The 11,844-nt window shown below is 61.4% G+C and carries 19 protein-coding genes and 1 pseudogene; all 20 read right to left on the bottom strand.

From position 1 onward, the window contains the following. Window positions 1-9 precede the first annotated feature (9 nt). Window positions 10-1,188 (bottom strand): phage tail sheath protein, encoded by a 1,179-nt coding sequence (locus ACRCYW_RS18765; protein WP_438551526.1) that lies wholly within the window; start codon window positions 1,186-1,188, stop codon window positions 10-12. A 181-nt stretch (window positions 1,189-1,369) separates the two neighbouring features. Further along, entirely contained in the window at window positions 1,370-1,987 is a 618-nt protein-coding gene (locus ACRCYW_RS18760) for a tail fiber assembly protein (protein WP_438551525.1), read from the bottom strand. 7 nt (window positions 1,988-1,994) lie between these two features. Further along, entirely contained in the window at window positions 1,995-3,083 is a 1,089-nt protein-coding gene (locus ACRCYW_RS18755) for a phage tail protein (RefSeq protein ID WP_438551524.1), read from the bottom strand. After that, a complete protein-coding gene (locus ACRCYW_RS18750; protein ID WP_438551523.1) occupies window positions 3,080-3,712 on the bottom strand; it encodes a phage tail protein I in 633 nt (210 codons plus the stop codon). The genes ACRCYW_RS18755 and ACRCYW_RS18750 overlap by 4 nt, the downstream gene beginning before the upstream one ends. After that, window positions 3,709-4,608: a baseplate J/gp47 family protein gene (locus tag ACRCYW_RS18745; protein ID WP_438551522.1), complete on the bottom strand. Its 900-nt coding sequence runs from the start codon at window positions 4,606-4,608 to the stop codon at window positions 3,709-3,711. Before ACRCYW_RS18745 ends, ACRCYW_RS18750 begins: the two co-directional genes overlap by 4 nt. Beyond that, complete coding sequence (locus ACRCYW_RS18740) at window positions 4,605-4,964, bottom strand: GPW/gp25 family protein (protein ID WP_438551521.1); 360 nt, start codon at window positions 4,962-4,964, stop codon at window positions 4,605-4,607. Before ACRCYW_RS18740 ends, ACRCYW_RS18745 begins: the two co-directional genes overlap by 4 nt. Next, window positions 4,961-5,512, bottom strand: coding sequence for a phage baseplate assembly protein V (locus ACRCYW_RS18735; protein WP_438551520.1), 552 nt, complete (start codon window positions 5,510-5,512; stop codon window positions 4,961-4,963). The genes ACRCYW_RS18740 and ACRCYW_RS18735 overlap by 4 nt, the downstream gene beginning before the upstream one ends. A 78-nt stretch (window positions 5,513-5,590) precedes the next feature. Then, on the bottom strand, window positions 5,591-6,229 hold the full coding sequence (locus ACRCYW_RS18730; protein ID WP_438551519.1) for a phage virion morphogenesis protein: 639 nt from the start codon (window positions 6,227-6,229) through the stop codon (window positions 5,591-5,593). A gap of 5 nt (window positions 6,230-6,234) precedes the next feature. Next, window positions 6,235-6,681, bottom strand: coding sequence for a phage tail protein (locus ACRCYW_RS18725; RefSeq protein WP_438551518.1), 447 nt, complete (start codon window positions 6,679-6,681; stop codon window positions 6,235-6,237). Beyond that, window positions 6,656-6,904 (bottom strand): Rz1-like lysis system protein LysC, encoded by a 249-nt coding sequence (lysC, locus tag ACRCYW_RS18720; RefSeq protein WP_438551767.1) that lies wholly within the window; start codon window positions 6,902-6,904, stop codon window positions 6,656-6,658. The genes ACRCYW_RS18725 and lysC overlap by 26 nt, the downstream gene beginning before the upstream one ends. Next, window positions 6,795-7,262 carry an Rz-like lysis system protein LysB gene (gene lysB / locus ACRCYW_RS18715; RefSeq protein ID WP_438551517.1) on the bottom strand — a complete coding sequence of 156 codons (468 nt, stop codon included), beginning with the start codon at window positions 7,260-7,262 and terminating at the stop codon, window positions 6,795-6,797. Before lysB ends, lysC begins: the two co-directional genes overlap by 110 nt. A gap of 144 nt (window positions 7,263-7,406) precedes the next feature. Further along, the gene (locus ACRCYW_RS18710; protein ID WP_438551516.1) at window positions 7,407-8,231 is read right to left on the bottom strand and encodes an N-acetylmuramidase domain-containing protein; all 825 of its coding nucleotides are present in this window, start codon (window positions 8,229-8,231) and stop codon (window positions 7,407-7,409) included. Beyond that, window positions 8,228-8,536 (bottom strand): phage holin family protein, encoded by a 309-nt coding sequence (locus ACRCYW_RS18705; protein ID WP_438551515.1) that lies wholly within the window; start codon window positions 8,534-8,536, stop codon window positions 8,228-8,230. The genes ACRCYW_RS18710 and ACRCYW_RS18705 overlap by 4 nt, the downstream gene beginning before the upstream one ends. Before the next feature lies 1 nt (window position 8,537). Further along, on the bottom strand, window positions 8,538-8,900 hold the full coding sequence (locus ACRCYW_RS18700; protein ID WP_438551514.1) for a putative holin: 363 nt from the start codon (window positions 8,898-8,900) through the stop codon (window positions 8,538-8,540). A 15-nt stretch (window positions 8,901-8,915) separates the two neighbouring features. Beyond that, window positions 8,916-9,146, bottom strand: coding sequence for a TraR/DksA C4-type zinc finger protein (locus ACRCYW_RS18695; RefSeq protein WP_025327453.1), 231 nt, complete (start codon window positions 9,144-9,146; stop codon window positions 8,916-8,918). 2 nt (window positions 9,147-9,148) lie between these two features. After that, entirely contained in the window at window positions 9,149-9,352 is a 204-nt protein-coding gene (locus tag ACRCYW_RS18690; protein ID WP_017765313.1) for a tail protein X, read from the bottom strand. Next, window positions 9,352-9,822: a head completion/stabilization protein gene (locus ACRCYW_RS18685; protein WP_438551513.1), complete on the bottom strand. Its 471-nt coding sequence runs from the start codon at window positions 9,820-9,822 to the stop codon at window positions 9,352-9,354. Before ACRCYW_RS18685 ends, ACRCYW_RS18690 begins: the two co-directional genes overlap by 1 nt. A gap of 97 nt (window positions 9,823-9,919) precedes the next feature. Further along, window positions 9,920-10,600 (bottom strand): phage terminase small subunit, encoded by a 681-nt coding sequence (gene gpM / locus ACRCYW_RS18680; protein ID WP_438551512.1) that lies wholly within the window; start codon window positions 10,598-10,600, stop codon window positions 9,920-9,922. 9 nt (window positions 10,601-10,609) lie between these two features. After that, window positions 10,610-11,641, bottom strand: a complete 1,032-nt coding sequence (locus tag ACRCYW_RS18675; RefSeq protein ID WP_438551511.1) for a phage major capsid protein, P2 family — start codon at window positions 11,639-11,641, stop codon at window positions 10,610-10,612. Window positions 11,642-11,652: 11 nt separating this feature from the next. Beyond that, window positions 11,653-11,844: pseudogene (locus tag ACRCYW_RS18670) on the bottom strand (GPO family capsid scaffolding protein); the annotation flags it as partial.

Genomic DNA, 11,844 nt, shown 5'->3' with positions numbered 1-11,844 from the left:
GGTGGCTCCTTATGCTGCGGCCGCGACGCGGGCGCCGAAGTCGATCAGGTAGTGGTCGGTGATGCGCTGCTGGAAGCCGAGGTCTTCAAGCGGTGGCACCGGGGTGTAGTTGTAATCGATGCGCAGCTTGCCAGCCTTGAGGGTGTCTTTGTCGTTGAGCTCCTCGTTGTACCAGCAGTCAAAGCCGAGCAGGTATCCGCCGGTTACCAGTTCGCGACCCTTGGCCTTGATACCCTCGATGATGTCTTTCACCAGGGTGGGGGTCATGGGCTTGTCGTTGGCCCACATGTGCGCCTCGGCCATGGTGTCGGCCAGGATCTGGGCGGTGCGGGTGTAGTTCTCGAAGGCGAACAGCGGGTTATCGGAGCAGGTGCGGTTGCCCCAGTAGCGGAAGCCATCGGCCCGGATCTGGGCGGTGATCTCGTTGGCGTTGAGCAGGCCGACCTCGGTGTCGGGGTCTTGCAGATCCCAGAACAGGGCCTTGGTCATGCCGTCCACCCCGGTCACGCCGACGTTCGACAGGGTCTTGTGCCAGCCGATCTCCTTGTCGATGAGCGCCCGCATGGCGGCTGCCTTGAGGCAGGCATCGAGTTTTACGCTGGCATTGGTGGCAACATCCCACGCCGTCCAGTCACCATGGATCAGCATCAGCTCACGGCTGGAGAAGTTTTCGCGGAAGGCCAGGGCGGCTTCGATGGTGTCGGCGATGGTCGGCACGTAGGCGAAGGCGCGCAGCTTCTTGGCCACACCGCCCAGAGCTGTGGATACCGGCAGGGTGCAGTTGTCCGGCACGCTGAGGATACGCGGCTTGACGCCGGTCATTGGGGCGGCTCGTTCCAGCGCTTTGAGGCCGGTGTAGCTGCCATCCGGCTTGATGGTGCCGATGATATTGCTGGTCAGGGCGGCGGCGTCGGCCCCCTTGGCCACGCGCACGGCAATGACGATGGTGTTGACGGTGTCATAGATGGTTTGCAGCGACTTCTTGAGGTTGCCCTCGCTGCCCGCTTTGGCGATGGCAACCGGCAGGTTGGCGATCAGCACGGGTTTGTCGAGGGGAAAGTAGGTGGCGTCCGCGTCTTCGCTGGTACAGACAATGCCGATCACCGCCGTGGCGACGGTGCGGATGGTGCGGGTGCCCTCGTTGATTTCCACGACGCGCACGCCGTGGTGAAATTGGTCCAGTGCCATAGGTTCTCCTGTTGTCCGGACGGAGCTTTTGCAAGGTGATGTGAGCAGGGTCAGGATGCAGGGGGCGGGGATGGCAGGCGAGCGGCCACCATTGTGTATTGGCGTTACACAATGGCCCGGCGGTGACAAGGTGACTGACGGCGGCAGTAACGAAACACCCCGCACGGGGCGGGGTGGTTGGTTAGATGACCTTCTCCGGTTCGGCGGGCCACTGCGGCTCCGCTGGCCAGCCGAGTTGCTCCGGCACCAGCGTCAGCTCGTAGCGGCAGCGCTGCCAGTCGGCCAATAATTGCTTGTGCTCCGGCTTGGCGTAGCCGCCATCGACAGCGGGTTTGAGGATGGCTATTTGCTGGTTGGCATTAGCAAGTCGTGTTGATTGTTCAGTCTTGGCTGCTTTCAGCTTAGCTTGTTGCTCTGCTGTCGAGTCAGGTTCCCATATTTGAGCTTGTTCATTCCAGCTGTCAAATGGGGATATCGGCGCCAACAGTGTGTGAGTGTCAGGTATCGGGCCAAGCTCGGTGATTTCCATCTTGGCTCGAGTTGCCTTGCCATAGGCGGTTTTACCGCAATGGTCTTCCACTCTGCACCAATCTGCATCGTCGCTATCTCGGCACCAGGCATAGCTATCACCTGAGTCACCTTTCGGGCCGTCCAAATAGCTGTTTGGTGCAAGTCCAGTGCCAACGCTCATAAACTCATTGTGTGCCCCGAGCCAGCGCTTTGTCTCAGGATCACTGCGGTGAACGGACATATAACCAGACGATAGCGCATATCCGTTTTTATCAAACTCGATTGTCATAAATCACCTATTCGCAGCGGCAGAGGATGAGTGCACCAACGTAACGTGGGTTTGTCTCCGACCCACCGGTGGGAGTGACATCACTATGAAATCCGTTGCCAGCTGAGTGGTCATAATCAGGGGTTGCTGATGAAAACCCCTTGCCGAAAATGAGGCATTCCTCGTCTTTCTGTATGTAGTTACCGCCACCTGGGTTTGTTCTGTCATAGCCCTTTCGTACCAAGTGAGAGTGTGAGCGAAGCTGATCTGGTTTGCTCATCATAGGAAACAAACCGGCCACAATGCCGCGCCCCTCGTCAGCCCCCCGGATAAATTCGCTTCGCAAGTCCGCAGGCAAACGCCCTGTAGGCCACTTTTTTGCCAGTTTTGGGTAACGAGCGGGGTCAAACGACTGGGCTTTGTAGACGATGAATCGCTCATTCGGCACGGTTGGTCCGTCGTAGTAGATGAGCTGTCCAATCGGGCAAATTATGTCGAACAGCGCCTCCATTGCTTCTCGCATCTGTTTTGGTGCCACGGCAACATCATCTTTTACTCCAGCCACAGCCTCTTCCGTTGTGGCTAATCGCAACATGCCCTTCTCGGCTTTGGTTCCAGCAGGGTGGTCACGGCTCAGTTTGTGGGCCGCCATCACATCATCGACATATTTGCGGGTGGCCAGCACCACGGACGGGTCAATCTTGAGCTCTACCGCGCTGGTGTCGCTGACGATCAGCACCATGCGGATGGTCTGGGTGCGGCCTGAACCTTCCGACAGCTGAGGCTTGTAGGTGTCCGGGCTGTTGGCAATGGCGATCAGGGTGCCACTGTCATCGAACAGACCCACTTCACGGATCCACCACCCGCCAACGGTCTCAGGGATGATCTGTTCCGCGACCAGTTGCGCCGGGTTGAGCGGGTCTTGAAACAAGGTGTTGAGCGGGGCGCGGCGTTGCTCCCGAACCAGTGAGAGCTGTGCTGGGTTGGGGGTGACCGGCTGGCCGTTACCGTCGCCCACTGCCATGTGGGTGATTTTCAGCGGGATACCCAGCGCGATGGCGTTGGCAATTTTGGCCTGCCCCGCATGGGTGGGGATGGCGAAATAGATGGCGCTCAAGCAGCACCTCCTGTCGGTTGCGGGTGAATGGTCATGGTGTCGATGCTGTGCAGAATGCCGCCGTGCCACTGCTGGCCGTGGATTTCGATGGATTCGGGGCTGTAGGGGTAGATGGTTAGCTCGTCCCCCAGGTAGCAGGCGGCCCCCAGATAGAGCTGGCCACGGGTTTCCATGCTGATGGCAAGGCCGGTCAGCTGGCGGGTCATGGGCTTGGCGTCGGCAATCAGCCGCTCCAGCTCCTGATACATGGCTTCGGTGATACCGGTGTCGAGTACGCCGATGTCGAGCTTGAAAGTGCCTGGCGTTGCTTGTGGGGTTTCTTGCCACCACTCCAGCACCTTGATCAGAAAGCCGAGGGGTTCCACCACCCGACGAATGGCACCGATGGTACCTTTGCGGCTATGCACAAAGTAGCTGTTGGCGATGACCTGGCGCTTGGTGGCTTCTGACCATTTGTCATCCCAGCGATCGACACTCCAACTGGCAGCCAGATAGGGCAGCAGGTGGGCTGGGCAAGTCCAGGGGGACCAGAGTGTGCGAAACGGGATCGGCAACTGCTGGGCGGTTACGCCCGCCGTGGCCAGGTTGCGTTCGGTGAGGCTGGTGCTGGGTGGCAGCATGGTATTCATAGGGCTCGCTCAACCGTGAAGCCGGTGCAGTAGGCGGCTTGGGTGGCGCTAGGGGTGATGTCCGCCCAGCCGATCAGGTCAACCTTGCTCACCCCCTGCACGTGCAGGGCGGCATCAATGGCAGAGCGGGGCACTTCGATCCCGATGCGGCGGCGTGGGTTGATGAAGGTGGCGAGCTTGTCGCGGGCAGCCTGCAGGATCACGTCACCCTCTGCCCCCTGGCTGCTGATGTGCAGCATGGCGGTGATGGTGTAGTGGATGATGCCGGCGCTCTGCACTGTGAGCCGGTCGGCTACCGGCCGCTTGTCTTCATGGCTCAGGGCTTGGGTGACCTTGGCGATCAGCGCCGCGTCGGCAGTGCCGTCCCCCTCAGTGCTGAGGATGGTGACCAGTGCTTCTGCTGGCGCAGGGCTGGATCCTTTGGCGTCAGCCACCTTGCCGTCTGCCGAGAGGGCAAAATACTCATAGGCGCCAGTCGGACCCGCTACGCTGAGGCCATCCCACGCCATCAGAGCTCGCAGGGTCAGGGCTTCGTCATCTTCTTGGATTTCCGGTACCGGCGGGCTGGCGGTGGGGTCACCCGGTTGGATGATGAGGCGCTGCACATTCCAGTTGGCCACCAGGTTGTCGAGGTCGCTCCCCTTGGCCCACGCCAGCATGTTGGCCACTGCCGCATCGTTGATGCGTTGACGCAGGATCAGCTCCCGGTAGGCATTCTCTTGCAGCAGCTTGGTGATGGGCTCGGACTCGAGCGCCAGGGTCGCGGCGATGGTGGCTTGCTGGTCTGCCGGGTAGAGGCTGATGAGATACGCCTTGCGCTCGGCCAGGATGGCTTCGTAATCCAGCAACTCAATCACATCGGGCTGGGGTAGTTGGGAGAGGGTGATGGTGCTCACTGGGCGGCTCCGGTTGGGATGGTGATTGAGGCAGACTCCGGCGCGCCGCCATCTTTGCGCTGCCAGGTGAGCTCGACGGTGAGGGCGCCATTCATGCCGCCGCCTAGCACATCGACCCGGGTGATGGTGATGCGGGGTTCCCAGTTGATGAGGGCCTGCACGGTGGCAGCCATCAGACGCAGGCGGGTGGCCTGATGCTGGGGCTGGTCGATGAGGTAGAACAGCTCGCTGCCGTAGTCGCGGCGCATGACCCGGGAACCCACCGGGGTGATCAGGATGTCGCGCACCGACTGGATGATGTGGTCGGTGGCGCTGATGGCGCGGCCAGTGGCGGCATTCATGCCAAACCAGTTCATACCGGCCCCCCTGACTGACCACTGCCTGGTTGTACCTTTTCATGGCCGTGGGTAGTGACCTCGACTGCGCCGACTTTGGCTGTTTCGCTGATCACGCGCTTGGCCTGCAGCAGGTTGGTGCAGATTACTTTGGGGGAGTCGAACGTCACGCTGACGCTGGCCTTGATCCTGGCCGCCATGATGCCGGTGGCATTGAGCTCGCCGGTTTGCGGGTTGTATTCGATGACGGCGCCATCGCTGTATTCGGTGCGATCGAGATTTGGGTTGTCATCGTCAGCCAGTGGCTCGTCTGCGGCGGTGGCATTGAGGGAGGCGATGACGTACGCATTGCGCAGATCGCCACTGACTGACAACAAGATGACCTGTTCACCGATGCTCAGGCGGTGACGGGTACGGTTAGCCCCGGCCCTTCCTGTGGTGTAGGGCCGCCAGTTGGTGATGATGTCGCCGGTTTTGACGCGACATGCCTTGGATCGCACTTCGGTTACAGTACCGATGCGGATCAGGTTGTCGATCAGGCGTTGGAGCTCGGTCAGGGTCGGTTGCATGGGGCCATTGTTTTGGGCAATGGCCGAGAAGGCGAGCAGGCGCCATTGTGTAATGCTGTTTCACAATGGCATTGGTGGTTATAGGCCTTTGGTGAGTTGAACGAGCAACAGGTCTTCGACCTTGTCGATGTCTTTGGCATCCATGCCCAACAGGGGCCGTTCCGGGTACTGGATATCTTGTCCCTTGCTGCCTTTGTCTTTCAGGCCGTAGTGATGGATATGGGCCACCTTTTCGGCGGTGCTGGCAAAGTAGACCTCGGCGCGATCGCTGTAGCCCTTGGCCTTGAGCCATTTTGACTTGATCAGGCGGGAGAACATTTTGCGCTTAATCTTGCTCTTGTTGATGGTGTCAGCCTTGCTGGCATCGACCTTGATGAAGCGTTTGATACGGGAGCGTTTGAAGGTGCGGATCCCGCCCCGCATGATGTCAAATCCGATGATGTAGCTGCGGGTACCGCGCCAGCTTTTCAGGTGGCGGACTTCGTTGTCACTGGTGGTGTAGATGAATTTGATTTCGCGGTTGCCATGTTGCGGCTTGCGCGGATCCATCTGGTCACCTTCCGTGGTGACGTTGGCCTTGATGCGCTGGGCGTTGCTCTCGCGCATCTCTTTTGCCATCTGATCGGCAAAGCGGGCCAGCTCCTGCTGTGACAGGTTGGCCCGGATCAATTCTACCCTAGCGGCAAAGTGGGTCAGTCGGTCGAGATCGGCGGCCATGGTAATTATTCTCCGCTGATAGCCAGTTCCCAGGTGATGCCGTCGTAGGGGTCTTCTGGCGGCTCTGGCAGGTGTTCGTAGTGCATGCCCTGCTCATCCTTCCAGACCTTGACCCGTTCGGTCAGCGTCAGTTTGATTTCGATGTCGCAGGTTTCGTTGTTCTGGATCTCTACTTCGAACCGCATGGCGTTTTCACGCTTGTCGTTGTTCATCATCAGTTCCGGCTGGTTCTGCCTGATCCATGCCAACAGTGGCACCATGACAGTGTTCACGTTCTGAGCAAAGTCGGCCACGATGATGGTCAGTTCGTACTGGTATTCAAACGACAGGCTGGCGGCGCCGGTGGCAACCAGCTTGCCCTTGTCGACGAATATCATCATGTGATCCGGGTTCTGGCGCAGTAGCGGGACGCATTGCTGCAGCACCTCACGGATCTGTTTTGGCTTTTCCATCTTCACTCCCTTGTTGCTTCTGCCGTTGTTGGCAGGTGATGAGAATATTGACCTGAGCGGCGCAGCTGGCCCAAGCGGCCTCGGTCTGGGTCAGTTGGTCGAGCAGATCGCCGTTATTGGCCGGGCTGGCCGGTGGCAGCTGGCAGGGTGTCAGGCTTTGACAGGTGAGCCTGATAATCTGCGGCGCCGGTGAGGGCGGGGCGCTGGAGCAGCCGGATAACAGGGTTAGGCAGAGGGCTATCAGCCCAGGCTTGGAGCTCGGCATTTTCACGTTTGAGCCTCTTGATGGTGTCGGCCCGGGTGGCGGCCGTGATGGTCAGATCGCCAAGCTGGCGCTGCAGCTGTGCGGCAGCGGTTGCCTGGATGTCCAGCTCACTGTTGAGGGTGCTGATGGTCCCGTCTTTGAGCTTTTCCCGCCGCTCGGCTTCGTTGGCCTTGTCGTCGGCAGCCTTGAGGTCACGTTGTAGGGTAGTGACCTTACCCTTGGCGGCCGCCGCCGAGGTGGCCGCCCAGCCCCAGCCGCCCAAGGCGATGGCCAGGGCCAGCAACAACCAGGTGAGGGGGGAGCGCAGTAATGCCATTACGGTTTCCTCGGTGGAGGTGTGAGTTGCGGCTGATTCTGGCTACATCCCCTGAACGGGCAGACCACGCAGCCACCAAGCCAACGTAATTCCAGACACTTCGCATCCAGCTTGATGCAGGTTTTCCCTGACAAGTGACCGCACTTAGGCCGAGGCATCTGCCACCTCCTGCACCGGATAAACCTTGGCAAAGTGGTCATATGCCTTGGCCAACTTGGTGTCGTAGTCGTTTTCCTTGAACGCCGGGCCGTTGTAGCGGCGGGCGAAGTCGGCCCATTTACGCCCCAGCAGGGCCTTGTGCATGGCTGGGTCTTGCTGGATGAAGCGGCACAGGGTGGTGAGGTGTTCGACCTCGCTGCGTTGCATAGCCTCCTGCCAGTCGCTGGCGGAGGCAAAGCCCAGGGCCTGCCAGTGGTAACCCATGACCTGAAACATGCCCCAGCTGGCTGACTCGATGGCGGCATCTCGATGCAGGCTGATGGCCAGTTGCAGCCGCTCCCACTCTGCCGCCCCGCCCGCATAGCCGCCGCGTTTGGGGTTGACCAGATTGGGGTAATTGGCGGCCATCTGGTCGGCGACGGCTTTGCCCTGGTGCTTGGTGAGCTGCTTGTAGAACACATGGCGCTCGAACAGCACCACTGGGCGCATGGCATTGGTGAAGCCTTCGCCGATGCTCTCGACCTGGGCAACGGTGGCCATGGTGGCGAGCGGCAGGCCCAGCATGTCAGCCCCGCTCTGCATGTGGTTGATGGTCAGCTGGTTACCGCGTTCGCTGCCGAGCAGGGCGGTCATGGTGCGGGGGCCTGCCTGGCCGATGGCGGCGATCATGTAGTCCTGCTGAAAGGCGAGCAGGGCGCGCTCGGTGTCAGCGCCAAACCAGCCGTCAGGCTCGACCGGATAGCCGGCATTGGTCAGGCGACGCTGCAGATCGGCGACGGCGGTGCCGGTATCCCCCTTTTTCAGGCTCATGGTTGAAACCTCCCGTTCAGGTGGCTGGCGGTGGTCGCCTGCTGGCGGCGGCGTGGCAGCAGGCGCATGACGGATCCGCGAGAGCCGATCAGGGCGGTGAGCAGCACGGCGGCCAGCAGCACAGCGGCTGGATCGGGCGCGGGCATGACACCGAGCAGGACGCGCAGCGGCACAGACCCGGCGGCGACGGTGATGACCCATGCCAGCAGGGCCGGCAGGGGGCGATAGTCACCCCCGTTGCGGTTGAAGGTGGCGATGCGCATGGCGATCGCGGCGCAGATCATGGCGTAGAGGATGGTCAGCATGTCAGCCCCCTTTGCGGAGTTTGAGCAGGTCTTCTGGCGTTTTGCGCAGGACCCACTGCAGCAGGTGGACGGCCAGTGCCGAGGCCAGCATTGCGCCGACAGCCCTGGGGACTTCGACATTGAGCGGCAGCACGCTGGCCAGCATGGCGGCAACCAGCGGCGCCGCCAGCGCGCCCGCCACGAAGGCGGCAACGAACAGGCCCACCTTGCGCAGGTTGCCAAGCTCGGCGGTGGTGGCGATGAACACCAGCGCCCCGGCGAATGCACCTAGCAGGACGCCGGGATCAACGCCCGGGAAGAGGGACAGCAGCGCCAGACCGGTGAGGGTGCTGGTTGCTGCACTGGATGAGATCGGTTCTGGCATCGTGCTCTCCTGTTTTTATCGTTTGCTGCCGTAGTGGCGAGCGGTTTGGAATTCGTGGATGGTCTGGCACTCTGCGCAGCGTTCGCAGCCCCGGATAGCTTCACGGCGCGCCTGCGGGATGGGGTTTTCGCAGTCGATGCAATAGTGCGGGCCGGTGCCACTGATACGGGCGGCGTGGATACGGGCAGCGAGCTGCTGCTCGCTGATGTCGGCCAGTCGTTCGAGTTCGTCGTCGAGGCGGCTCATGGTCAGTCCCATAGCTGGATCAGCGGCTGCTCGGCCTGAGTCGGGGCCGCTGGCATTGTGATGAGGGTTCCGGTCGGGAGGATGGGGCCGAGCTCGGCCAAACCGGGGTTGAGTTCGAGCACCTGCTCGGTGATGCCTGCGGTGTAGCCGTAATGCCGAAACAGGATGAGATCGAGGGTGTCGCCCTGTTGGCTGCGCAGTTGCATCAGATCAGCTCCACGGTGTTGTGGGTGGTGCCGAGGACATCGCGGATGGCAAAACGAGCGTCGCGGTAGAGGTCGTCAGAGCTCATGACCTTGGCATCGGCCCCTTTGACGCCGTCACCGGTGGCGCTGTAGTCGGTGTAGCGTTCCAGCAGGTTGGCGCGGGTCATGGCATAGACGGCGCGCCGGTAGCTGTGAAGGTGCGCCGATTCGTTGTTGATGAGTTCGCCCGGCACGGCGGTCAGGGTGGCGTGGCCTTCTGCCTGGCGGGCGCTGCGCCATTCGGCCAGATCTCGGTTGACGCTGGTGATGGCGTCGATCACGGTATGGGTGAGGCGCGCGGTGGTGACGGTGCCATCCAGCCGGACGGTCTCGCGCAGGTCAGTCAGCGAGATCGCCGGCCAGAAGGGGCTGGAGGTTATCTCCCCTTCGGCTGGCGACGTTGGTGCATTGGCAATGAATCCGGTGGTCATGTTGTTCCTTCTCCGCTTGTTGGGCGGTGGTCGGGCCGTCTGGTATGCCGTTGGCATTCGTCAGGCCCGAGCCGCCCAGGGTGCGGGGTTCGCTCGGTTAGCTACCGCCGCCTTTGGCGTCGGGCTGCTGTTCGTTTTTCAGGGCACGCTCGAGCACTTCGAGCTCTTTCTTGATGCCCACCTTGTCGTGTAGTTCTATGGCGCGCCGGTAGTGCTCAGCGGCCTGCTGCTTGAGCCCATCGGCGAGGCAGGCACGGCCCAGCGCCTTGTGCAGCTTGGCGCGCACCTGGTCGAAGATGTCGGAGTCGGCCAACAGGGCCTGGTAGCTATTGAGCAGGTGCAGGGAGGGGCCCGCGCCGGCTTCTTGCTGCTTGATAGCGGTGTCGGCCACCTCTTCGGCGATCATGGTGGCGGCGGTGCGCTCGTAGCGATCGGGGGTGCTGAGGCCGTGGCGGATCACGTAGTCCGCCATGGGGAGGGCTCCCTCGAGATCGCCGGTGTCGAGGTGCCAGAGCATGACGGTCACCAGGACGTCATCCTGACCGCCCCGGTCGGCGGCTAGTACGCCATCAATCCAAGGTCGGTAGACGGCCAGCATGGGGCGTTTGGCGTCGATCTTGCGCTCGATGCTTTGGATGCCTTTGAGGGTGCGGCGGTGTTCGGCCAGCTGCATCAGCTGCAGCTCGTAGGCGTTGGCGCGTACCTGGTCGAATTGGGGAGAGGCCGCCCCTTGCAGGGCGGCCAGTGCTTTTTCCCGGTGGCGACGAGCGGGAGTCATGTCACCCCCTTATGCGCCGGGGGCCGGGTTCGGCCCCATGACGATGTTTTCGACCAGGGCGACACAGTCGTAATCCTCCACCACGTAGGCGTCGTTGGAGCTTTCGTAGTTGACGATGCGGTTGCGCTTGGGTTCTTCCTCGATGTGGCGACGGCGGGCACCGTCTTGCCAGTAGATGGAGAGGTTACTGAGCTTGGTGATCAGCAGGGCATTGTCGGGGAAGAAGGGGACGCGCACGGCCTTGAGGCCGCCAATTTGCTTCTGGCTCACAAGTACCTGCCCGGCCAATTTGTTCTGGTTGTCGCCCGCGTCGTTGATGATGGGGAAATACTTGTCGGACAGCAGTTTGCGGCCGCAGATGACCACCAGTTCGGTGTCGTCCTGGAACCAGGGCTTGATCAGCTCGTTGACGGCGTCGAACACCAGCGCGTCGAGGTTCTTGTAGTCGCCGTCGGCGGCATCCACGTAGATCTTGCCGCTTCCATCGGTGCCTTCGCTCATGACCTGGGCCGGGGCATCGGTGCGGATGTGCTGTAGCCAGCCGATGTTGACGTCTTGCAGCAAGGGGTTGGCATTGCGATCGGTGTCGGGCGCCGCGCTGGTGCCGTGCCAGCCGATCATGATCCGGTCCAGCCCCTGCCGGGTGATGATGGCGTCGCGGATCCGGGTCTGGAAGTCAGGGAACTTGGCCCACGAATCGAGCTGGGCGTAGCCGATCATGGTGTCGTAGTTGGTTTGGGCGCACTCGTAGTTGTGGTCATACAGGGCGGCGGGGTTGTTGGGCTGACGGTCCTTGTTATCGGTATTGGTACGGCCCGCGATGGTGCTGCTGATGCCGATGCCGACTTTTTGCCCCTTGAGTTCATCTACCGGCACCATGTTGATCATGGAGAGGAAGGCGACCGACTCCTGCATCTTGGTTTCCAGGGTCTGTTGGACGCTGGGCTGCACGTTGAACTGCACCATGGCGCTGGTGATGGCGTTGAGCTTTGCCACCTTGCCGGTGAACTCGTTGAACTTCTGGCGGGTTTCGTTACGCATGAATGGGGTCCTTAGCAGTCGGTTTCGATGGTGGTGCCTTGGGCGCCGGTGGCGGGCTGGCGCTTGTGGCTGAAATCTTCCTGGCCTTCCAGTTGGGTGGTGATGTCTGCCAGCGCCTTGGCTGTGGCGTCCAGCTTGCTGGTCAGCTCGGTGATGGTCTGGGCCTGTTCGGCAAATTTCTTCTGCATGCCAGCATCGAGGCT

The sequence above is a fragment of the Aeromonas sp. genome (genome assembly GCF_051657805.1).
Classification (GTDB): domain Bacteria; phylum Pseudomonadota; class Gammaproteobacteria; order Enterobacterales; family Aeromonadaceae; genus Aeromonas.
The sequence above is the reverse complement of the archived record's forward strand: the minus strand, read 5'-3'. Positions and strand labels throughout refer to the sequence as shown.

Coding starts and splice junctions, on each gene's coding strand:
- ACRCYW_RS18765 (WP_438551526.1), bottom strand. CDS start 1,188: ATGGCACTGGACCAATTTCACCACGGCGTGCGCGTCGTGGAAATCAAC.
- ACRCYW_RS18760 (WP_438551525.1), bottom strand. CDS start 1,987: ATGACAATCGAGTTTGATAAAAACGGATATGCGCTATCGTCTGGTTAT.
- ACRCYW_RS18750 (WP_438551523.1), bottom strand. CDS start 3,712: ATGAATACCATGCTGCCACCCAGCACCAGCCTCACCGAACGCAACCTG.
- ACRCYW_RS18740 (WP_438551521.1), bottom strand. CDS start 4,964: ATGAACTGGTTTGGCATGAATGCCGCCACTGGCCGCGCCATCAGCGCC.
- ACRCYW_RS18735 (WP_438551520.1), bottom strand. CDS start 5,512: ATGCAACCGACCCTGACCGAGCTCCAACGCCTGATCGACAACCTGATC.
- ACRCYW_RS18730 (WP_438551519.1), bottom strand. CDS start 6,229: ATGGCCGCCGATCTCGACCGACTGACCCACTTTGCCGCTAGGGTAGAA.
- ACRCYW_RS18725 (WP_438551518.1), bottom strand. CDS start 6,681: ATGGAAAAGCCAAAACAGATCCGTGAGGTGCTGCAGCAATGCGTCCCG.
- lysB (WP_438551517.1), bottom strand. CDS start 7,262: ATGGCATTACTGCGCTCCCCCCTCACCTGGTTGTTGCTGGCCCTGGCC.
- ACRCYW_RS18710 (WP_438551516.1), bottom strand. CDS start 8,231: ATGAGCCTGAAAAAGGGGGATACCGGCACCGCCGTCGCCGATCTGCAG.
- ACRCYW_RS18705 (WP_438551515.1), bottom strand. CDS start 8,536: ATGCTGACCATCCTCTACGCCATGATCTGCGCCGCGATCGCCATGCGC.
- ACRCYW_RS18700 (WP_438551514.1), bottom strand. CDS start 8,900: ATGCCAGAACCGATCTCATCCAGTGCAGCAACCAGCACCCTCACCGGT.
- ACRCYW_RS18695 (WP_025327453.1), bottom strand. CDS start 9,146: ATGAGCCGCCTCGACGACGAACTCGAACGACTGGCCGACATCAGCGAG.
- ACRCYW_RS18690 (WP_017765313.1), bottom strand. CDS start 9,352: ATGCAACTGCGCAGCCAACAGGGCGACACCCTCGATCTCATCCTGTTT.
- ACRCYW_RS18685 (WP_438551513.1), bottom strand. CDS start 9,822: ATGACCACCGGATTCATTGCCAATGCACCAACGTCGCCAGCCGAAGGG.
- gpM (WP_438551512.1), bottom strand. CDS start 10,600: ATGACTCCCGCTCGTCGCCACCGGGAAAAAGCACTGGCCGCCCTGCAA.
- ACRCYW_RS18675 (WP_438551511.1), bottom strand. CDS start 11,641: ATGCGTAACGAAACCCGCCAGAAGTTCAACGAGTTCACCGGCAAGGTG.